Annotated in this window: 17 protein-coding genes and 1 pseudogene; 6 read left to right on the top strand and 12 right to left on the bottom strand. The window is 66.6% G+C overall.

Annotated elements, in window-relative coordinates:
- Positions 1-421: 421 nt before the first annotated feature.
- From RCH11_RS03315 to RCH11_RS03290, 6 genes and pseudogenes are all read right to left on the bottom strand, one after another.
- Positions 422-3451: an alpha-mannosidase gene (locus RCH11_RS03315; RefSeq protein ID WP_327055569.1), complete on the bottom strand. Its 3030-nt coding sequence runs from the start codon at positions 3449-3451 to the stop codon at positions 422-424.
- 59 nt (positions 3452-3510) lie between these two features.
- Positions 3511-3708 (bottom strand): annotated as a pseudogene (locus RCH11_RS03310) (carbohydrate ABC transporter permease); the annotation flags it as partial.
- A gap of 129 nt (positions 3709-3837) precedes the next feature.
- Positions 3838-4185 carry an extracellular solute-binding protein gene (locus RCH11_RS03305; RefSeq protein ID WP_327055568.1) on the bottom strand — a complete coding sequence of 116 codons (348 nt, stop codon included), beginning with the start codon at positions 4183-4185 and terminating at the stop codon, positions 3838-3840.
- Positions 4186-4299: 114 nt separating this feature from the next.
- Entirely contained in the window at positions 4300-5532 is a 1233-nt protein-coding gene (locus tag RCH11_RS03300; protein ID WP_327055567.1) for an ROK family transcriptional regulator, read from the bottom strand.
- Positions 5533-5567: 35 nt separating this feature from the next.
- Positions 5568-6920 carry a sensor histidine kinase gene (locus tag RCH11_RS03295; protein WP_327055566.1) on the bottom strand — a complete coding sequence of 451 codons (1353 nt, stop codon included), beginning with the start codon at positions 6918-6920 and terminating at the stop codon, positions 5568-5570.
- Positions 6917-7594, bottom strand: a complete 678-nt coding sequence (locus RCH11_RS03290) for a response regulator (RefSeq protein ID WP_327055565.1) — start codon at positions 7592-7594, stop codon at positions 6917-6919. Before RCH11_RS03290 ends, RCH11_RS03295 begins: the two co-directional genes overlap by 4 nt.
- A 146-nt stretch (positions 7595-7740) precedes the next feature.
- Here RCH11_RS03290 and RCH11_RS03285 point away from each other — a divergent pair, with 146 nt between their 5' ends.
- Positions 7741-8268 carry a hypothetical protein gene (locus RCH11_RS03285; protein ID WP_327055564.1) on the top strand — a complete coding sequence of 176 codons (528 nt, stop codon included), beginning with the start codon at positions 7741-7743 and terminating at the stop codon, positions 8266-8268.
- A 3-nt stretch (positions 8269-8271) separates the two neighbouring features.
- Here RCH11_RS03285 and RCH11_RS03280 read toward each other — a convergent pair whose 3' ends face one another.
- The 5 genes from RCH11_RS03280 to RCH11_RS03260 all read right to left on the bottom strand — a co-directional run bounded on the left by RCH11_RS03280 (position 8272) and on the right by RCH11_RS03260 (position 12964).
- The gene (locus RCH11_RS03280) at positions 8272-9369 is read right to left on the bottom strand and encodes a GNAT family N-acetyltransferase (RefSeq protein WP_327055563.1); all 1098 of its coding nucleotides are present in this window, start codon (positions 9367-9369) and stop codon (positions 8272-8274) included.
- A 90-nt stretch (positions 9370-9459) separates the two neighbouring features.
- Complete coding sequence (locus RCH11_RS03275; RefSeq protein ID WP_327055562.1) at positions 9460-10080, bottom strand: response regulator transcription factor; 621 nt, start codon at positions 10078-10080, stop codon at positions 9460-9462.
- A complete protein-coding gene (locus RCH11_RS03270) occupies positions 10077-11249 on the bottom strand; it encodes a sensor histidine kinase (protein WP_327055561.1) in 1173 nt (390 codons plus the stop codon). The genes RCH11_RS03275 and RCH11_RS03270 overlap by 4 nt, the downstream gene beginning before the upstream one ends.
- Before the next feature lie 24 nt (positions 11250-11273).
- Positions 11274-12017, bottom strand: a complete 744-nt coding sequence (locus RCH11_RS03265) for an ABC transporter permease (RefSeq protein WP_327055560.1) — start codon at positions 12015-12017, stop codon at positions 11274-11276.
- Between the two features lie 2 nt (positions 12018-12019).
- The gene (locus tag RCH11_RS03260; RefSeq protein ID WP_327055559.1) at positions 12020-12964 is read right to left on the bottom strand and encodes an ABC transporter ATP-binding protein; all 945 of its coding nucleotides are present in this window, start codon (positions 12962-12964) and stop codon (positions 12020-12022) included.
- A 322-nt stretch (positions 12965-13286) separates the two neighbouring features.
- Here RCH11_RS03260 and smc point away from each other — a divergent pair, with 322 nt between their 5' ends.
- Genes smc through lipA form a run of 3 tightly spaced genes read left to right on the top strand, consistent with a single transcriptional unit; the run spans position 13287 to position 18612 of the window.
- On the top strand, positions 13287-16919 hold the full coding sequence (smc, locus tag RCH11_RS03255; RefSeq protein ID WP_327055558.1) for a chromosome segregation protein SMC: 3633 nt from the start codon (positions 13287-13289) through the stop codon (positions 16917-16919).
- A gap of 47 nt (positions 16920-16966) precedes the next feature.
- Positions 16967-17629 carry a lipoyl(octanoyl) transferase LipB gene (gene lipB, locus RCH11_RS03250; protein WP_327055557.1) on the top strand — a complete coding sequence of 221 codons (663 nt, stop codon included), beginning with the start codon at positions 16967-16969 and terminating at the stop codon, positions 17627-17629.
- Complete coding sequence (gene lipA, locus RCH11_RS03245) at positions 17626-18612, top strand: lipoyl synthase (protein WP_327055556.1); 987 nt, start codon at positions 17626-17628, stop codon at positions 18610-18612. Before lipB ends, lipA begins: the two co-directional genes overlap by 4 nt.
- Here the strand turns inward: lipA and RCH11_RS03240 are convergent.
- Positions 18609-19172: a histidine phosphatase family protein gene (locus RCH11_RS03240; protein WP_327055555.1), complete on the bottom strand. Its 564-nt coding sequence runs from the start codon at positions 19170-19172 to the stop codon at positions 18609-18611. The two genes, lipA and RCH11_RS03240, sit on opposite strands and share 4 nt — an antisense overlap.
- Positions 19173-19243: 71 nt before the next feature.
- On the opposite strand from RCH11_RS03240, the gene ftsY reads away from it, so the two are divergent.
- Together ftsY and RCH11_RS03230 are read left to right on the top strand one after the other, a co-directional pair.
- Complete coding sequence (ftsY, locus tag RCH11_RS03235; protein ID WP_327055554.1) at positions 19244-20116, top strand: signal recognition particle-docking protein FtsY; 873 nt, start codon at positions 19244-19246, stop codon at positions 20114-20116.
- The gene (locus RCH11_RS03230) at positions 20113-20436 is read left to right on the top strand and encodes a hypothetical protein (RefSeq protein ID WP_327055553.1); all 324 of its coding nucleotides are present in this window, start codon (positions 20113-20115) and stop codon (positions 20434-20436) included. The genes ftsY and RCH11_RS03230 overlap by 4 nt, the downstream gene beginning before the upstream one ends.
- The last annotated feature ends 329 nt before the right edge of the window (positions 20437-20765 follow it).

Here is a 20765-nt window from a genome sequence, read left to right as displayed (position 1 = left end):
GGCGAACGCGAAGTCGGCGGCGGGGTGCTGATGGCCTCGTACAATTCCGAAAAGGCGTGGTGGCCATCCAGCTGGTGGAATTCGGCTGTGGCTTTGCAGACCATCGAGCACTACATGCTGCACACCGGTGACCGGAGCTAACGTTCGCAGGTCGACAACACGTTCGAGGAGGACAACGCCGCCTTCGCGAACGCGCGGGACTGGCACACGCAGGCGAGTGCCCTGAGCGCCGTGGTTCCCGCACGTCACGGTCGCTGAGCCGCCAGCACGAAGAAGGCCCGCCCCGCAGTCCGGGAGCTGGCCTTCCTGGTGCGCGGGACCGCCCACCGCCCTTCGCATCGAGATGCCACTTTCTGTCCCTCCCCGCGGATCTTGGGACAGATAGTGGCATCTCGAGGGGGAGGAGGGCGGCAGACCTTGCCTAGGCTCGGGCGATACGCAGCGTCACGAGCTGGAACGGGCGAAGAGAGAGCTGTGCCGAGCTCTCGGTCGTCGAAACCAGGGCGGTCGGCTCCCCGAGTTCCCGTTCGAGCAGGTCGGTCTCCGTGATCCCGGTGGCGGGCACGTCGAAGGTGACATGGGCCGTCGCCCGGGCACCGAGTGACTCGTAGAAACGCACGACCAGGTCACCGGAGCGGTCCTCCGCGAGTTTGACGGTCTCGATCACGACCGCCGGGTTGTCGATGGAGAGCAGTGGCACGACCGCGCCGCCCTGGCCGAGAGGGCCGCTCCGGAGCGGGATGCCCAGCCGGTAGCCCTCGCGCACGGCGTCGGCGATCTCCGCTCCGATGGTGAACGACGCCCGGAAGTCATGCTCGCCCTGGTCGGCATCCGGATCGGGGAACAGCGGTGCCCGCAGCAGCGACTGGCGGAGTACCGTCATCGTGCCACCGCCCGGCCTCGGCTGCCGGGTCACGTCGTGCCCGTAGGTCGAATCGTTGGCGATGGCGACTTCGAAGCCCGGTTCGCCCACCTGCATCCAGCGGTGGGCGCTTGTCTCGAACCGCGCGGAATCCCAGGAGGTGTTGTCGTGGGTCGGGCGGTAGATGTGCCCGAATTGCACTTCGGATGCGGCGCGTTCGGCACGCAGATCGAGCGGGAACGCGAGCTTGAGCAGTTTCTGGCGTTCGTGCCAGTCCACGTGGGTGGCGATCTCGATACTCGCGCTCCCGGCCTCGAGAGAGAACTGCTGGCTGAGGCGCGAAGCCCCGAACGAACGCGTGAAGGTCACGGTGACCCGGCCGGATTCCTCGGTCACGGCCACCCCGTCGACGGCGTCGATCACTTCACCATGCCTCTGGTAGTGCACGTCGATATCCCAGGCCTCCCACTGGGTGGGTGTGTCACGGAAAAGCTGCAATTCAGCCGCGAGGGCGCCGGGTGGGATCGTCTCGCGCCCGGTGCGCAGGTCGATAGCCGAGCGGATGCGCCCCGAGTCGTCCAGCTCGAAGCGCGCGCGGTCGCTCTCCAGCACGAACCCGTCTCCGATCCGCTCGAGCCGCACGGATCCCGCCGTCGCCGCCACTCCGGAAGAGAGCGGGGCGATTCCGTCGACCACGAACGGTGACGCGTTGAACGACGTGACCGGTCCGCTGTCACCGTCTGCCGCCGAGAGTGACCCGAGGGCGCCAGAGATGATGGCCTCGAGCTCTGTTGCGACCCTGGCGTATTCCTGCTCGGCCACCCGATAGACCCAGGCGATCGAGGTGCCGGGCAGGATGTCGTGGAACTGCTGCAGCAGAACCGTGTGCCAGAGGCCCTCCAGCTCCCCATACGGATAGACGAACCCCGAACGGATGGCGGCGGTCGCGGCCCAGAGCTCGGCCTCGCGCAGCAGCCGCTCGCTGCGTCGATTGCCACGTTTCGTACGGGCCTGCGAGGTGTAGGTGCCACGGTGGAACTCGAGGTAGAGCTCGCCCGTCCACACCGGAGGAGTCGCATATTCGGCTTCGGCCCGCTCGAAGAAGCTCTGGGGGGAGCTGATCTCGACGGTGGGGGAGCCCTCGAGCGACCGGGTGAGCTTCGCCGCGGCGAGCATCTCGCGGGTCGGCCCACCCCCACCGTCGCCGTATCCGAAGGGCACGAGCGACGAGTTCGCATCGCCCTTCTCGGCGTAGTTGTGCTCGGAGAGCGCGAGCTCTGCGGCGGAGAGGTCTGAGTTGTAGGTGTTCACGGGAGGGAAATGGGTGAGGATGCGGGTGCCGTCGATCCCCTCCCAGTCGAAGGTGCTGTGGGGGAAGACATTCGTCTCGTTCCACGAGATCTTCTGGGTGAGGAAATACTTCGAGCCGGCCGCCGCGACGATCTGGGGGAGCGCGCCGGAGTATCCGAAGGAGTCGGGCAGCCAGACCTCCTGGGGCTCGACGCCGAACTCGCGCTGGAAGAAGGTCTTCCCTGCGATCAGCTGGCGAGCCATCGACTCCCCGGAGATCAGGTTTGTATCGGATTCCAGCCACATCCCGCCCACCGGGACGAACCGCCCCTCCGCCACGCGCGCTCGGATCCGCTCGAACAGCTCGGGGTAAAACTCCTTGATCCAGGCGTACTGCTGCGCCGAGGAGCAGGCGAAGACGAACTCGGGATCCTCGTCCATCAGTTGAAGCACATTGGAGAAGGTTCGCGCGCACTTGCGGATCGTCTCTCGCACCGGCCATAGCCAGGCCGAGTCGATATGCGCATGTCCAACAGCGGTGATGCGATGGGCACTCGCGGATGCCGGCTTCGCGAGTACACCGGCAAGTTCCGCGCGACCGGCCTTCGCGGTCTGCGCGATGTCTTGCGGATCCATGACGTCCATCGCCCGTTCGAGGGCACGTTGAATTTCTGCCGGTCGCATCGTGCCGTGCGGGAGCTGCGCCATCAGGCCGCCGAGCGCTACAAACTCGCGATCGAGTTGCCACACCTCCCGGTCGAGCAGCGCGATGTCGATGTGTCGAAGCGAGTAGATCGGCTCGACGCCAGAGGTCAGCGTGTCGCCCATCCGGGTCGGCCGGGTGAACCCGCCGGCGGCGACATCCGGATTCGACGCGGCCTCGATGTAGAGGTCAACCGCTCCGCCGGGGTCGATGGGCACGTACGCGTTGAACGGCTCGATCGCTTTGATCACCGAGCCGTCGGCGCGGAAGACCAGGGCCTCCGCCTGGAAGCCGGACTGTCCGGAGGTGAATCCGAGGTCGACCAGGAGCTCGATTCGCGTGCCATCGGCCTGCCATTCGACGGGGGCCTGGCCGGTCACGTGGAACCAGGTCGTGCCCCACGGTTTGCCCCACGGTTGTCCGACGGTAAAAGGCCGGTAGGTCGCGGCGCGCGCCTCCGAGAACGGTACCGGCTCGCCGGGCACCTCCCAGGCCTCGATCGTGAGCGGGCGGCGATCGCGGTAGATCGCCGGCTCGATCCGCTCGCTGACGAAGCGGGCGATCCGTGCCCGGACCAAAATGGAATTGTCGTGCATTAAGACTCCTAGTTACATTGAGGGCAGGTAATACCGATGAGAAGCAGAGCGCCTGGTGATCAGCCCTTGACTGCTCCGGCGAGAGCCGATCCTCCACCGAGCACTCGTGAGGTGAACACGTAGAGGGCGAGCACCGGTAACGAATAGACGAGCGAAAACGCGGCGAGCTGGCCGTAGACCACCGCGCCGTATTGCCTGAAAAAGGCGAAGATGCTGACCGCCGCCGGTTGCAGCTCGGGCGACAGCAGCATCTCGAAGCCCGGCATCACCGCGGCCTCGCCCTGGGGCTTTCCGGAGTAGACGTTGAACGGCGCGACACCCGGCTCGGCGGCCTTGACCTTCTTGGCGTTGTCGGGGAACTGGCCCCAGTCCTTCCACTTCGCCACCTACGAGTCGAGGGGTGCGAGGTAACCGGCCTCGGCGTCGGACTTGATCAGGAAGGTGTCTTCATAGAGCACATCCGGAGCGGTCGATGCCGAGCGGTTCATCAGGGCAAGCCTGGTGTAGTAGTCGTTCTCAGAGGCGGCGATCGGAACAAGCTTCACGGTGACGCCTGTGTTGGCGGCCTCGTATTCCTTCTTCACCGCCTTCATGTTGGTGTCCATCTGGGTAAAGGCTCCGAAGGTCTGGTACGCGACCTTCACCACCTTGTCGCCGGATGCGGCACTCGAACATCCCGCCAGCGCGGTGGCCGCAAGGGCTCCAACGATCACGGTTGCCAGTAGTCGTTTCAAGATGCTCCCTTGCTCCTTGGCCAGCCAGGATCTTCCGTGGATCCCCGCACACGGTATTACTCTATAGTTTTTAGTAATTAGAGCGCAACGGCTCGAGCAGTACCGTGGCGCGGGTCAGGAAGCGCGGTGCGAGATCAGCATCGTCGACGGGCGAGGCGAGAGAGCGTGATCGAGCACCAGGCACGCGGCGCCGGTCGCCGCGACATCCTGCCCGACCGTCGCCTCCTGGAAAGTGATCGGGTGCGGGAGCACCAGGAAGCGGGACTGCGAGACGAGCGGGGGTATCCGTTCGAGCAGCAAGGCGGAGAGTGGGTGCCAGAACGGGCCTCCGAAAACGACCCGATCGACGTCGAGAAGGTCGACTATGGCGACGAGCCCTTCGGCGATATCGGCAGCGATTTCGTCGACGATGGCGAGGGCCGCGGTGTGTCCGTCGTCCGCACGCCCGGCCAGGGCGACGAACGCTCGCTGCACAGCCGCGGTGTCGAGCGGAGTTTCCACGGCTTCGAGAGCACCGTGGGCGATCGCACGATCGACAACGTTGCGTGGCATGATCGCCTCGCCGAGTCGCCGTCGTCCCGCGACGGGATGTCCCGGACCGGTACCGCCGATCACGAGATCTCCCACCTCGCCCGCGTTGCCGCTCGAACCGCGCACGACGTCGTTCTGCAGGGCGAATCCGACACCGACGCCGGTACCGTAGTAAAAGAATGCGAAGTTGTCGCTCGCGACACCGGCCCAGGTCTCTGCCACAGCGGCAGCCGTCACATCCTTCTCGAGGAGCACTGGCAGGTTAAGCCGTGCGGCGAGCATGTCCCGCACCGGAACGCGATGCCACTCGACCAGCAGCGGGGGGTTGAGCATCGTACCGTTCGCCAGATCGATCGGGCCGGGAGCCGCCGTTCCGGCACCAAGAATCCGCTCGCGGGCGACCCCCGACTCCTCAATGATGCCCTCGACGGCTGAGACAATCCGATCGACGATCTCACTGACGGGATCATCCGCTGCCGTGGGGACGCTGCGGTCTGCCACCACGGTGCCAGACAGGTCGAGTAGCACGACGGTGAGCACGGAGGGGTCGAGATGGATGCCGACGGCGAAGCGACCATCGGCTCGGAGCTCGAGGATCCGCCGGGGCTTGCCAACACCGGAGATCCGGGTTCCGGTCTCATGGATGAGGCCATCCATGATCAGGCGCCGACACACGTTCGTCGCGGTCTGCGCTGAGAGGCCGGTTCGTTCCGCTACCTCGACCCGGCTGATGCCGTCCGCCGCCCGCCGGATCGCTTCCAGGATGACGACCTGGTTGTAGTTTCCGACGGCCGGGAGGTTCGTTCCTGACCGCATTGCATCCTCCGTCTCCGCCGTCAGACTACCGTCGCTCAGGCGACGGGCAGCGACACCGCAAACACCGCTCCGCCGCCGGGAGCATTTCCTGCCGCGATGCTGCCGCCCAAGCGAGAGACCAGCCGTGCGGCGATCGAGAGGCCGAGACCCGTACCGACCGGACGGATGTCCCGGTAGCGCGACTGGAGCACTCCGCGCTCGAAAGCCACCGCAAGGTCGTCGCGCGAGAGGCCAGGGCCACCATCCCGCACCTCGATGACCACGCTAGAGCCGAAGCGTCGTGCGGCGATAGATACCGTTGATCCGGCCGGGGTCACGCGCAGGGCGTTCTCGACCAGCCCGTCGATCAGCTGGCGCACGCGCTGGGCATCGCTTGATACCGCGAGGTCGCCGATGCCCGGCAGCGCACGAACCACCACATCGAGCATCGCGGCACGGCCGCGCCACGCGTCGGCCGCCTGCTCGAGCAGCCGATCCGCCTCCACACGCTGTCGGTCGATGGCGAAGTCGTCGGCCTCGAGACGGGCGAGCTCGAGGAGGTCGGCGACGAAGTGGTCGAGACGTTCGGTCTCGGTGACAAGGATGGCCCCGACGCCGGCGATGTCCCGCTCGTGGATGAGTCCGTCGACCATCGCCTCGCCATAGCCACGCACCGCGGTGAGGGGGGTTCGCAGCTCGTGCGAGATCGAGAGCAGAAACTCGCGCTGGCGGCCCTCACTCGTGCTGAGGGCACGGTCAAGCGTGGCGAGCGCATCGGCAACGGCAGCGATTTCGGTTGGCTGGTGTGCCTCCACCCGCAGTCCGCGCTCGCCGGCCGCCATCCGCTTCGCCGTCTCCGCCGTCGCGACGAGGGGCCGGGTGAGCCAGCGCGCGAGCAGTGTGCCGGCGACGATCGCGACGACGACTCCGATCACCAGCGCGAGCAGGACCCGCCGTACGGTCTCCTGGGTGGTCGTCTCGAGGTTGCCGAGCGAGCGCACCAGCACGATCGCCGTGCCGGTGCGGGTGGGGCGCCCCTCAACGATCATGGTCTTGTTGCGGCGGACCTCGGTCTGCGATACCCGATTTCCGGCACGCAGCGTCCTGACGTCGGCGGCAGTGACGAATCCCGATCCCGGTCCGGAGAGCTGGCCGTCGGCGGCGACGACGGCCACCCGAGTGTCGCCGAGAGCGAGCCTCACCCGCTCGCGGAGCGATGCGAGATTAGTGGCGGCCGGCAGCCGACTCAGCAGTTGCGCCTGCGACGCGAGCTGCGCCCGGCCCTGGCTGATGGTGGACTGCCGGACGAGCTGTACGGAAACCAGACCGGTGATGAGCACCGCGAGCACCGCGACACTCACCGTGACGAGGGTGATCCGGCCCCGCAGCGAACGGAACCAGGCGCTCATTCCAACACCGAGTATCCGACCCCGCGAGAGGTGCGAATGGGGCTGTCGGCACCGAGCTTCGCGCGCAGCTGGGCGATGTGCACATCCACGGTGCGACCGAGCCCGTAGTCGGCCTGGCCCCACACGCTCGACAGCAACTGCTCCCGGGTGAAAACCTGCCCCGGTGAACTCATCAGTTTGGCGAGCAGGTCGAATTCGGTGCTGGTGAGCTCGATGAGGCGACCGGATGCCTCCACCCGACGCCGCGCGGCATCGAGCGTTACCGAGCCTGCCGCTACCGGAGTCGCGAGGGGGGTGCCGGCATGCCGACGCAGGATCGTCCGGATCCGGGCCACGAGCTCCCGCGGTGAAAATGGCTTGGTGAGATAGTCGTCGGCGCCGAGTTCGAGGCCGAGGATGCGGTCGATCTCGTCGTCGCGGGCGGTCACGAAGATCACCGGCGTCCAGTCATCCGCGGCTCGCATCCGGCGGCAGATCTCGATGCCGTCGAGGCTCGGAAGCCCCACGTCGAGCACGACCGCAACGGGATGCAGGCGACGGATGCTCGCGAGCCCGGTCAACCCGTCACTCTCCACATGCACGCCGAATCCCGCTTCGCTGAGGTAGAGGCGCTGCAGATCGGCGATGGCGCGCTCGTCTTCGACGATCACGATGAGACCCTTCGACTCGCCCATCGCACCATTCTGACGGTATCGGTGAGGGACGGGCCGCGCATTTGCGACGGTCTTACGTTGCCCGAACATTCGCCGAACGCTGGCCGGACATTGCAGGAGCACCCTGAACCAGGTGCCACAAAGGCGGCCAACACGGGAGGAACATCATGAAGATCACCACACGCTGGGCCACGGGACTAGCCGTTGGAGCAGGGCTCGCCCTCGCGCTCGGCACAGGTGGGCTCGCCGCAAGCGCTGCCCCTGCCTCGGTGCCGGTCAGCATCAGTTCGTCAAGCTGCTCCTTCGGACAGCATTTTGTCTCGGCCCTGAGGGTCGTGCCGACCAATCTTCGCGCCGACCTGAAGTCGGCCAAGCAACTGAAGCCAGGCACCGAACGTCGCGAGGCGCTGAAGAAAATCCAGGCGAAGTCTCTCGATGGCGGCTACGGGGCCGGCGTCGAAGCTCGGGCCGAGTGGCGGAAGGATCACCACGGTGAGAAGCTCCGTCCCGCGCCCGACAGCCTGAAGGCCGATCTCAAGACCCTTCACTCGACGCCGAAGTCCGGAAAGGCCGCGGTAGAGGAGAAGATCGCCGACACTGCAGTCTCCGGAGGCTACGGGGTCACCATCGAATCCTTCGCCAAGGCGGTGAAAGCCAGCACCGCCTGGCAGGCCTGCGCGCCGTCGGGGAGCTGAGACTCACGAGGGCGCCAGTACCTTCTTCCAAGCGCCCCCGTAGCCAATGGTCGAGAATCCCACCGCCTCATTCACCTCGAGCATGTGCTGATTCTCCTCGGCGTTGAACGTAATGATCGAGGGATGCCCGGGAGCCGTTGACTGCAGGGAGCGGATGTTCGCTGCCTTCAGCAGCATCCCGAGCCGGTGCCCGCGATGCTCCTTCAGCACGATTGTGTCGTTCTGGGACACCGGTCGATCCGGCTCGGCGGGTACCCCGAGTTCGGTAATGCCGGCGAGGCGCGCGGTCGGCCGATGCTCGACCACGGAAATGACGGAGGTCTTCGGGCCAGTCTCGGCGCGGTCTTCGTACTCGATGAGGCGCTGGCGGGTCCAGACTTCCTCCGGCACATCGAGGTCGGCCTTCGGGACATCCGTGCTCATGCGGGTAAACAACAACGCCATGTCATCGAGCCAGCGGTCAGGAGTGCGGCCACTCCACTGATGCAGGCGATAGTCGGGACCCGCCCTCTGCTGGGACTGCTCGACAAGCCCGTCGACGATGTCCGCAGCCAGCGGGAGGGCGAGGCGGCTGGCACGGTTGACCTGTTCGAGCCGGAAGCCACGGTCGAGCAGAAACCGCACCTCGGCGTTTCCGGCTGGAACGGATCCGAAGCCGGTGGGCGACCGGAGTCGTTCACCCGCAGCCGCCTTCGACACCGCGTACACCACCAGACTCGTTCGATGATCTTCGGTGGCGAGCGTCTCCAGCTGGTCGGCGAGTGCGGTGCCGATACCACGACGACGAAACTGCGGGTGCACCTGCACATCGACCCATGCCGTATTCCCCTCGGCTGCAGGCCGAGTCTCGAAGATCGCCCGCGCGACGATGCGGCCGTTTACTCGAGCCGCAAACAGCTGCTTCGGTTCGTACTCCTGGTCGAGCCAGACCGGCAGCAGTTCGGCGGCGGTGGCCGAGAGCTCCTCGGTGCCGTAGCCGTCGGCCTCGGTGGCGTTGCGTACCTCGACCGTGGCGATGAAGTCAGCCCCGATGAAGTCAGCCCCGTCCGGATCATCGAGATGAGCGGGGATGGCGATTCGCTCGAGCGTGAAATTGGTCACGTGGGTGTCCCTTTTCTGCCATCTCGGGGAGGGACAGCCGCTCAGGATACATCCGGGTTCGAGTCGGCGGCGCCGATCGATACCGAAGCGTTAGGCGAGCAACCAGCCGTTGTCGGCGGCGATCCGCACGGCCTCGCCACCGTTGCGCGCCCGTGTCTTGCCGATGGCGGAGGAGAGATGGTTGCGAACGGTGCCCTCCGAGAGGTGCAGTAGCTTCGCGACATCCGCAATGCTTCCCTCGGATCGCAGGGCGAGCAGCACGTCCGTCTCGCGGGCGCTGAGCGGGGAGCTGCCGGTGATCAGCGACTCGGTGGCAAGCAAAGGGTCGATGACCCGCAACCCCGCGTGCACCCGGCGCACAGCGTCCGCGAGCTGGTGCGCAGGAGTGTCTTTCACGACGAAGCCGAATGCCCCGGATTCGAGTGCGCGGCGGAGGTATCCGGGTCGTCCGAAGGTCGTGACGATGAGCGATCGGCAGGCGAGACCGGCGTCGCGCAGTTGGCGGGCGACGGCGAGACCGTCGAGTCCCGGCATCTCCACATCGAGCAGGGCGACGGATGCTCCGGTGCTGGTCACGAGGCCGAGCACCTCGTCGCCGCGGCCGACCTGCCCGACGACCTCGATGTCGGGTTCGAGCGACAGCAGCGAGGCGAGGGCGCCGCGCACCAGGGCCTGGTCGTCGGCGATCACGATGCGAATCGGGTTACTCACGGGGCACCACGCACGACGAGCTCGAATCCACCCTGCGGACTGCGTCCCACGAGCAGCTCTGCTGACGCTTCGGCGCTGCGTTCGCGGAGGCCGCGAAGTCCGTTGCCCGTGACTGTCGGGACCGTGCCGGTCGGGACCGTGCCGGTCGCGCCTAGGCCCGTCGGGCCCTGAACCGTTGTCTCCGGGCCGCGCCCATCATCCGCCACCCGGAGGGAGTGTGTCTCGATGGTCACCCAGCATGCCGCCGCCCCCGAATGGCGGATGACGTTGGTGACGCCCTCGCGCAGCACCCAGGCGAACACGCCCTCGAGCCGAGAATCCAGCTTGGGAAACGAATCCGGCAGGTGAGGGTCGATGCCGGCCGCCTCGAGGGCGGTGCGCGCGGCAGCGAGTTCGGCATCCAGGCTGGTCTCACGATAGTTCGACACCGCCAGGCGGAGGTCGGCCAGCGCGCTGCGGGTGAGGCGTTCGATATCCGCGATCTCCGCTTCGGCCTTCGCCGGGTCGATGGTGACGAGGCGACGCGCCAGTTCCGACTTCACCGTGACGACCGTCAGGGTGTGACCGAGCACATCGTGCAGGTCGCGACCGAATCGCGCGCGCTCCTCCACAACGGCCAGCCGCGCGATCTCGTCGTTCGCCTCCCGCAGATTTGAGGTGGAGCGGGAGATCAGTCCGAGCCCGATGAGAGTAGCCGCGGACACCGTCGTCACGATCGGGGCGAACAGCAGACCAATGGTGAATGCCACCGAGGCCCCGATGCCGAGCTGCGTAAGAATCACGAGCACGGAGATGCCGACTGCCAGTCGCGGCGGCAGGTTGGTGAAGGCCGCGAGAGAAACGACAAGCAGCCACATCCAGATCGCGATCGGTCCGATCAGGGGAAAGAGCAGGAAGGACACCGCCCAATAGACGAGGATCGCGACCAGCCGGGTGCGGATGCTCTCGTTCCAAATGACCGGACCGAGCACCATGAAGAGTGCGTAGAGCACCGCGAGCAGCACAAGGCCGAGTACTTTCGAGACAACGGGGAGGTCGAGGAACAGAACGCTGGCCACGAGGATGGTCTGCCAGAGCAGGCCAGATGCGGCCCCGATGTACCAGGAACGGGCACCGTGGGCGCGCAAACGATCGCGCACGGGCATCCGTCGATCGATCTCTGTGTCCACGGTAGTCACCCTATTGCGAGTGGCTCAGGCCCTGGCGGCATCGCGTCGGTAGCGCCAGGCGATGAGGGCTGCGAGCGCGACGGTCCAGGCCGCGAGGATGACGATCGGCAGCAGGGCATTGCCCGCGCCATTCGCTCCGATCTGGCCGAGCTTGTTGAGCCAGTACGACGGCACCGTCTGCGCGATCGAGATCACCCAGGTCGGCATCACCTCGAGCGGGATCCACAGTCCGCCGAGGATCGCCATGCCCAGGAAGACCACCGTGAAAAGAGGCTGGGCGAAAGACGGTCGTGCGTACTGGCCGAGGGCCACCGCTATGAGAGCGAAGGGGATGACGCCGATCCAGATGCCCAGGATGGCGGTGAACCAATGGAGCGCATCCATTCGCGCACCGAGCACGACGATCGAAACCGCACACAGCACGATGATCGTGCAGAGCGCGACCAGCAGCGCTGCTGCGACCTTCGAGACGAGGTATCCGACGCCCGAAAGTGGCGTGATCCGCAGCTGACGATTCCAGCCGATCGAGCGCTCGGTCGTGATGGCGAAGGCCTGAGAGAGAGCGGCTAACATACCGCCGTACGAGGCCATTTGCACCGTTGTGACGATCAGCCAGGGCAGGCCGGATCTCTGCTCCTGCTGCCCGCTCGACCCGTACAGCGAGCCGAAGATGAGCAGCATCACGAGCGGGATCAGGAAGGTGAATGCGAGGGCGCGCACGTTGCGCAGCTGGCGAAGCGACTCGAGGAGAATGTAGCGGTAAGGCATGGTCAGACTGCTTTCGTGAGGTGCGCCGCTTTTGTGAGGTGCGCCGAGGGAGCTTCGGCGGTGAGGGCCAGGAACGCGTCATCCATCGTGTGCGCGGTGATCTCGATATCCCGGGCGGTCGGCACGGCTGCGAGCAGGGCGCGCAGGGTGCGGTCCGAATCGTCCGTCACCAGCGTGAAACGGTCAGCGCGCCGGTCGAGGGAGCGGATGCCCGGAAGGTGGGGGATCACCGCGGCGGCGGCATCCGTCTCGCCACTGTCGACCTCGAACCGGATGGTGCGGCCGGAGACGACCGACTTGACCTCGCCGGGAGTGCCGTCTGCGACGACGCGCCCGGCGCCAAGGATCACAATACGGTCGGCGAAGAAGTCGGCCTCGTCGAGATAGTGCGTGGCGAACACGACTGTGCGTCCCTCCGCGGTGAACTGCCGCATCGACAGCCAGAAGTCCCGGCGGGATTCGACGTCCATCGCCGCGGTCGGTTCGTCGAGGATCAGCAGTTCGGGGTCGGACACCACGGCCACGGCGAACCGTGCCCGTTGCAGCTGGCCGCCGGAGAGTTTGCTGACCCGCCGGGCGGCGAGGTCACGGATGCCCGCTCGCTCGAGCGCCTCGTCGACCGGGAGCGGCGCACGATGGGCGCTCGCGACGAGGGCGACGGTCTGGGCAACCGTGAGGTCGGGCAACAGGGCGCCGCCCTGCAGCATTGCGCCGACTCGCCCGTCGACGATCGCCGCGCGCGGGTCGTCGCCGAAGAGGTGGGCCGTACCGGTGGTGGGATGCGAGAGGCCGAGGGCGAGATCGATCGTGGTGGACTTGCCCGCGCCGTTGGGCCCGAGCAATGCCACGACCTCGCCGCGGTCGATTCGGAGGTCGACATCGACGACGGCGTGAACCGCACCGAAGTTCTTCGAGAGCGCGGTGAGCTGGATGGCGGGAGCTATCATAGCCCAAGCCTCGACGGGCGCCCCGTCCCGCGCCACGACTCCCCTCACGGTCTCGCCGTGACTTTTGTCATCGTCGGGTGCGCGTGGCCCTGCAATCGCCAGAGTGTGCGACCGTGCTGCCATTCGTCAGCCGTGCTGCCAAACGTTGGCCCGCATGGCTGACGAATGGCAGCGCGGTTCGCCGGAAGCGGTCCGTCGCACCTCGCCAACGCACGGAGTGGAGAGCCACGGGCAGCGCCTGCCCGGGATGACCCCTGCTCTCCGGTACCGTTGAGCCAGACATCCGCGGGCCAGCAGGCGGACGAGGAAGAAGGGCGGGCCGGTGTACCTCAAGAGCCTGACCCTCAAGGGGTTCAAGTCCTTCGCCCAGCCGACCACCTTTGCCTTCGAGCAGGGCGTGACCTGCGTGGTCGGGCCGAACGGCTCCGGCAAGTCCAACGTCGTCGACGCCCTCGCCTGGGTCATGGGCGAGCAGGGCGCAAAGACCCTCCGCGGCGGCAAGATGGAAGACGTGATCTTCGCCGGAACGGCGACCAAGGGTCCGCTGGGGCGCGCCGAGGTAATCCTTACGATCGACAACGCGGATGGCTCGCTGCCGATCGACTACGCCGAGGTCACGATCAGCCGCACCCTGTTCCGAAACGGCGGCTCGGAGTACGCCATCAACGGCGACACCTGTCGGCTGCTCGATGTGCAGGAGCTGCTGAGCGACTCCGGACTCGGGCGAGAGATGCACGTGATCGTGGGCCAGGGACAGCTTGACGCTGTGCTGCACGCCAGTCCGGAGGAGCGCCGCGGGTTCATCGAGGAGGCCGCCGGCATCCTCAAGCACCGCCGTCGCAAAGAAAAGACGATCCGCAAGCTCGATGCGATGCAGGCCAACCTCACCCGGCTGAGCGACCTCGCGGGGGAGATCCGTCGGCAGCTCAAGCCGCTCGGTCACCAAGCCGAGATCGCCAAGGAGGCCCAGTCGATCGCGTCGATCGTGCGGGATGCCCGGGCCCGACTTCTCGCCGACGAGGTCGTCACCTTACGCGCCGCGATCATGGCGTTTACCCGCAGCGAGAGCGAACGCAAGACCGAACGCATCGTGCTGCAGGAGCAGCTCGACCAGGCGAAGCTGCGCGAGCACCGCATTGAGCAATCGCAGGAGGGGGACGTGGTGGATGTCGCCCGCCGCACCGCTTTCGGCCTCGAGTCCGTGCAGGAGCGCCTGCGCAACCTCTACTCCCTGGCCAATCAGCGTCTCTCGCTGCTCGGACAGCAGGCCGACCGTCCGGATTCCGTCCAGGGCGTCACCCGCCAGATGGTGTCCGACGCTGAGGACGAGGTAGAACGTATCGCCGCGACGATCGTGGATGCCGAGGCAGCCTGGCAGGGGGCGCAGGCGGTTACCGCGGTGGCACGCGCGAATCTCGACGGGCTGGATGAGCAGATCGCGTACCAGTCATCGCTCGTCTCGCGCCACGACCTTGAAATCTCCAAGCTCAGCGGCCAGAAAGACAGTGCCGCGTCCCGGCTCGCCGCAGTGCGCGGGGAGGTGCTGCGCCAGCAGAATGCGCTGGATGCCGCGGGCGACCGCCGTGAAGTCGCTCAGATCGCCTTCGTGGAGCTCGAAGTCGAAGCGGTGCTGACGGACACCGGCGAGACAGATCTCGACGCTGCCTACGAGACCGCCCAGGCCGAGGTCGTCGACGCCGAGGCCGAGATCGACCGGCTGCGCGAAGTCCTGCACGGTAATGAACGGGAGCGTGACGCGCTCGCCGCCCGTGTCAGTGCACTGTCATCGGCGATGGACCAGAAGGACGGTTCGAGCGCGCTCGTCGCTGCCAGGCTCGACGGCATCCAGGGCCTCGTCGCCGAACACGTGCAGGTGCAGCCCGGGTTTGAGGCTGCCATCGCGGCGGCGCTCGGATCGCTAGCGGATGCGGTACTCGCGGACAGCAGGGACGCCGCATTCGATGCGCTCGAGCACTCAGCGAAAAATGACCTCGGCCGGGTAGAAGTGGTGCTCAGTGAGTCGAACGTCACCGTCGCTGGCGCGCACCTCCCCGGCGACGGTATCGTCGTCGCGGGAAGCGTCGTCACCGCTCCCGGGGGAGTGCAACTGCTGCTCGCCGGCGTGCTCGTCGCCGACGACCTCCCCACTGCGCGATCCGCCTGGTCGCGGCTCGACGCGGAGTCGGGCATGACCATCATTACGAAATCCGGCGACGTGCTCTCGGAGTACGTGTTGCGCGGTGGCTCCGGAGCCAAGCGCTCGCGCCTCGAGCTCGTCGCCGACCGGGATGCGGCGAAGCACCGGCTCGATGAGGTCACCTCTCTCATCGACCGGGCTCGCTTCGCCCTCGCCGAGCAGCGAGGTCGCCTCGAGGTCGCGAAGGAGCAGTCCACCCGGGCGCTCACGGCCCTTCGCCAGTTCGACTCGCAGCTCGCCACCCAGACCGAGAAGCTCAATCGCGTGCGTGTTCAGGTGGAGGCGGCGGCGGCGGAGGCTGATCGTCTCGAACGCGGGCTCGCACTCGCCACGGTCTCGGTGACGGATGCCGCGTCCGCAGCCGAACGCGCCGCCCAGGAACTCGACACCTTCGTCTCTCGCCCGCGCCCGATCCTCGATGTCGCCGCCCGCGATGGCGTTCTCGCCGACCTGGACGAGGCCCGTGAGCGCGAGGTCGAGGCGCGCCTGCGGGTGGAGACCGCGCGAGAACGTGCGCGGGCTGAGCAACTGCGCGCGCTGCAGCTGCAGCGGCAGCTGGAGGCCGAGCGCGAAGCGGCCGATGAGGCGGCACGGCGAGCGGTTATCAGGCGTCGGCAGGTGGCATCCGCCCAGACGGTGTTGGACGCGCTGCCGGCTGTGCTGGATGCCGTGGATCGTTCGGTTTCCGAGGCCCGGGTGCAGCTCGCCGCGCGCGAGTCCGAGCGTGCCGCCCAGAACGAGGAGCTGGCCGAGTTGCGTCGCGGCGAGAACACCCTGCGTGAGCGGCTCATGCTAATCAGCAACGACGTGCACGGGCTCGAAATGCAGGTGTACGAGAAGAAGCTGCACCTGTCGACCCTGCTCGAGCGTGCGGGCGAGGAGCTCGGTCTCGTTGAGGATGTGCTTGTGGCCGAATACGGTCCGGAGCAGCCGGTGCCTCTCGACTCCAGCCCACCGAAAACGCAGGAGATTCGCCACGAAAGCGGCCAATCGGCAGCGGATGTCGCGGATGATGGCGAATCTCCTGCGTTTTCGGAAGCGGGAGCGGAAGCGGGAGCGGAAGCGGAAGCGGCGACCGTCGACGGCCGTGCGTTCGTGCGGGCCGAGCAGGAGGTGCGCCTGGCGAAGGCCGAGCGCACACTCGCGCAACTCGGCCGCGTCAACCCGCTCGCGCTCGAGGAATTCGCCGCTCTCGAGCAGCGCCACCGGTTCCTCACCGAGCAGCTCACCGACCTCACCTCCACCCGAACCGACCTGCTCACGATCATCGGGGAGATCGACGGGAAGATGGAGGATATCTTCGCGAGCGCCTTCGAGGACACCCGGGAGGCCTTCAACACCGTCTTTCCGATTCTCTTCCCCGGCGGCACCGGCAGTATCTTCCTCACCGATCCCGACAGCATGCTGACAACGGGTATCGAGGTGACGGTAAGGCCGGCGGGTAAGAAGATCGAGCGACTTTCGCTGCTCAGCGGTGGGGAGCGATCCCTTGCCGCCGTCGCCCTTCTCATCGCGATCTTCAAGGCGCGTCCGAGCCCGTTTTACATCATGGATGAGGTGGAGGCGGCTCTCGACGACGCCAACCTCGGTCGCCTGCTGCAGATCTTCGAAGACCTGCGCCAGACCTCGCAGCTCATCGTGATCACCCACCAGAAGCGCACGATGGAGATCGCGGATGCCCTCTACGGCGTGAGCATGCGCGCGGACGGAATCAGCGCGGTCGTCGGGCAGCGCGTCAGGGCAGAGACCTCGGCCTGAGTGGCGATGTTGTTGGACTCCGTCCAGTAAGTGCCTAAGCTTGTCCAATGGTCGATATCATCGTCGCCGGACTCGCACCGGACCTTCTGCCCTATCCCGAGGCGCTCGCTCTGCAGCGCAGCATCCACTCCGCAGTGGTGGAGGGAACTCGCCCCGACACGGTGCTGCTGCTCGAGCATCCGTCCGTCTACACCGCCGGTACCCGCACCGAGGCCAGTGAGCGGCCGGATGACGGCTCCCCGGTCATCGACGTCGATCGCGGCGGCAAGATCACCTGGCACGGTCCAGGGCAGCTGGTGGGCTACCCGATCCTGCGCCTGCACGACCCCGTCGATGTCGTCGCGTACGTGCGTCGGCTCGAGGAACTGCTCATCGACGTGATCGCCCACTTCGGGGTGATCGGAGTGCGGGTGGCCGGTCGGTCGGGGGTCTGGATCGTGGATGGCGCGCGCGAGGAGAAGATCGCGGCCATCGGCATCCGCGTTGCCGGAGGCGTCACCATGCACGGATTCGCCCTCAACTGCAGCAACTCCCTCGACGCCTACGAGCACATCGTGGCGTGTGGCATCCGTGACGCCGGCGTCACCACGATCAGCCGCGAATCCGGTGGGCAGGTCACGCCAGCCGATGCTGCCGCGGTGGTCACCGTGCGCTTCGACGCGCTGGTCGCCGAGACAGCCGTGCTCGCAACCGTGGCGGTCTCCGCATGACCGCGGCACCCGACGGACGGCGGATGCTTCGCCTCGAGATTCGCAACACCGAGACGCCCATCGAGCGCAAGCCCCCGTGGATCAAGACCGTCGCCCGCCAGGGTCCGGAGTACCTCGAACTGCAGAAGCTCGTGAAGGACGAAGGGCTGCACACGGTGTGCCAGGAGGCCGGATGCCCCAACATCTACGAGTGCTGGGAAGACCGAGAGGCCACCTTCCTCATCGGCGGTGCCCAGTGCACGCGGCGGTGCGACTTCTGCCAGATCGACACCGGGAAGCCCGCGGACTACGACAGGGATGAGCCGCGTCGCGTCGCCGACTCGGTGCTCAGCATGCGACTGCGTTATGCGACCGTCACGGGCGTCGCTCGCGACGACCTGCCCGACGAAGGCGCCTGGCTTCACGCGGAGACGGTGCGGCGGATTCATGCGGTGAACCCGGGAACCGGGGTCGAGATCCTCGCCACGGACTTCTCCGGCAATCCCGACCTGCTCGCGGAGGTGTTCTCCTCGCGTCCGGAGGTCTTCGCGCACAACGTCGAGACGGTGCCGCGGCTGTTCAAGCGCATCCGTCCCGCGTTCCGCTACGAGCGCTCGCTCGGCGTGATCACGAGTGCACGTGCGGCGGGGCTCATCACCAAGTCCAACCTGATTCTGGGTATGGGGGAGGAGCGATCGGAGATCAGCCAGGCGCTGCAGGACCTGCACGATGCCGGCACCGACATCATCACCGTGACGCAGTACCTGCGGCCGACGGCCAGGCACCTGCCGGTGGCCCGCTACCTGCCGCCGCAGGAGTTCATCGAGATCAAGGAGGAGGCCGAGGCGATCGGATTCCTCGGGGTGCTCGCGGGTCCGCTGGTGCGTTCGTCCTACCGTGCTGGACGCCTGTGGGCGCAGTCGATGAAGCGCAAGGGTCTCGAGCTCCCACCCGAGCTCGCTCATCTCGCGGACGCCGACCTCGGATTCGCTCAGGCGGTCTAGCTGATGGGCGAGAGCACCGCGTCGTTGACGGTGTGCACGCGCCATCCCTCGCCCATGCGGTCGAAGGTGGCGGTGGAGCCGTTTTCGATCGCGGGGAGCTGTTGCCCGGCGAGGGCGCCGAGGGTGTAACGGATGATCGTGCCGTGGCAGACGATCACCACGTTGGCGTCGCCGTAGTCGTCGGCAATGCGATCGAGTGCCGCGATGCCGCGGGCGACCACTGAGTCCAGACTCTCGAGCCCGGGGTAGTCGTGTTGCGGCCAGCGCGCCTCGATGTCTTCCGCGGTCGCGCCTTCGCCGTCGCCGTAGTGGCGTTCGACGAGTTCGTCATAGCTTTCTCCGAGCGCGATTCCGAGACCATCGGCGATGATCTGGGCCGTCTCGCGGGCGCGACTGAGTGGCGAGCTCACCACGGCATCCCAGTGCGTGCCGGAGAGCACGCCGACCGCCTCGCGAGCCTGTTCCCGTCCGGTGTCATTGAGCGGGATGTCGGAGGAGCCCTGGAGGCGCAGCTCCCGGTTCCACTCGGTCTGGCCATGGCGGATGAAGGCGAAAGTCACTCTTCTAGTCTGCCCTGCTCTGCCCAGCACACACGCCGCGAAGGGCTCCTGCTGATCAGTAGCATTGACCTATGGCTTCTCCCTGGTCCCTCTCGGGCGCGCTCAAGGGCATGTTCGCTCGTAAGACCATCGACGACCAGACCTGGGACGACCTCGAAGACGCGCTGATCACCGCTGATTTCGGCATGGATCTCACCGAGGCCATCATCGAAGAACTCCGTGCGAGCGTCAAGCGTTTCGCCACGACCGACCCGGTGGACCTCAAGCGGATGTTGCGCGAGACCCTCGAGGAGCGGCTCGCCCGTCTCAACCCAACTCTCACGCTCAGCGCGCGTCCCGCGGTGGTGCTTGTCGTGGGAGTCAACGGCGTCGGCAAGACCACCACCATCGGTAAGTTTGCGAAGTTCCTCGGCGGTTACGGGCGAAGCGTGATCGTCGGTGCGGCCGACACCTTCCGCGCGGCGGCCGTCGAGCAGCTGGCCACCTGGGCGGAGCGCGGCGGTGCCGCCATCCAACGTCCGCAGCAGCAGGGCCAGGATCCGGCATCCGTCGCCTTCCAGACCGTCGAGCGTGCGCAGCGCGAGGGCATCGACATTGTGCTGATCGACACGGCCGGCCGCCTCCAGACCAAGAGCGGTCTGATGGACGAGCTCACAAAGATCCGTCGTGTGGTCGAGAAGCAGACCGAGATCGCAGAGGTGCTGCTCGTGCTCGACGCGACAACGGGCCAGAATGGACTCGCCCAGGCTGAGGGGTTCATCCAGCACGCCGGTGTGACCGGGCTCGTGCTCACCAAGCTTGACGGCTCAGCAAAGGGTGGATTCGTGCTTGCGGTGCAGGAAAAGACGGGCATTCCGATCAAGCTCATCGGCCAGGGCGAGGGCATCGGCGACCTCACCGGTTTCACCCCGCACGTCTTCGTACAGAATCTCATCGGGTCGTGAGCGTGTCACACATCGAGACTCCTTCGGAGCGCGCCTACAGCCGGGTGGCGCTTGTCTCGCTCACGCTCGCGGTCGTCGGAGTGGGACTCGCAATCTGGGGATTCGTCGCCGGAATCGACGCGACACTCAACGGTGCCGGGGCCGTCAGCACGAGCATCGTGATCTTCTATGTTGGGTCGGCAGTGCTCTTTGTTGCCACGGTGCTGGCGATCGTCGGGCTGGTGCGGTCCGAGGCCAAAACGGTTCCGACGGTGACGCTCGCCGTCTGCCTGATTCCGATCGCCGCGATCATTGTGATCGCGCTGGCCTACCGGCGATAGTCGAGCGGTGGCGCTCCCAGCTGCGATTTGACCGGAACCTGGTGCGCGTCATTCACCTGAGCTAAGGAAACGATCTCCTTTCGGGCCGAAGCGCTGACGTGATTTCTCGCACACTTTCGTCTGTAGTGTGTTCTCATCGCGATCAGGATGGCGAAATACCGGCAGGTGCTCCGGTGAAAACGCCTGCTGCTGCTCACGGCAACTCCATTTCAGCGTCCCCATCGATGACTCCTGTGACTGGGCACTGCGCTCCTGCAGCGCCGGTATCGTCCATTCCCGTCCGCGCTGACTATTCGATACCAACGGATTGCAGTAACTCGTGGATCAGA

This window comes from Glaciihabitans sp. GrIS 2.15, from assembly GCF_035984695.1.
Taxonomy (GTDB): Bacteria; Actinomycetota; Actinomycetes; order Actinomycetales; family Microbacteriaceae; genus Lacisediminihabitans.
The sequence above is the reverse complement of the archived record's forward strand: the minus strand, read 5'-3'. Positions and strand labels throughout refer to the sequence as shown.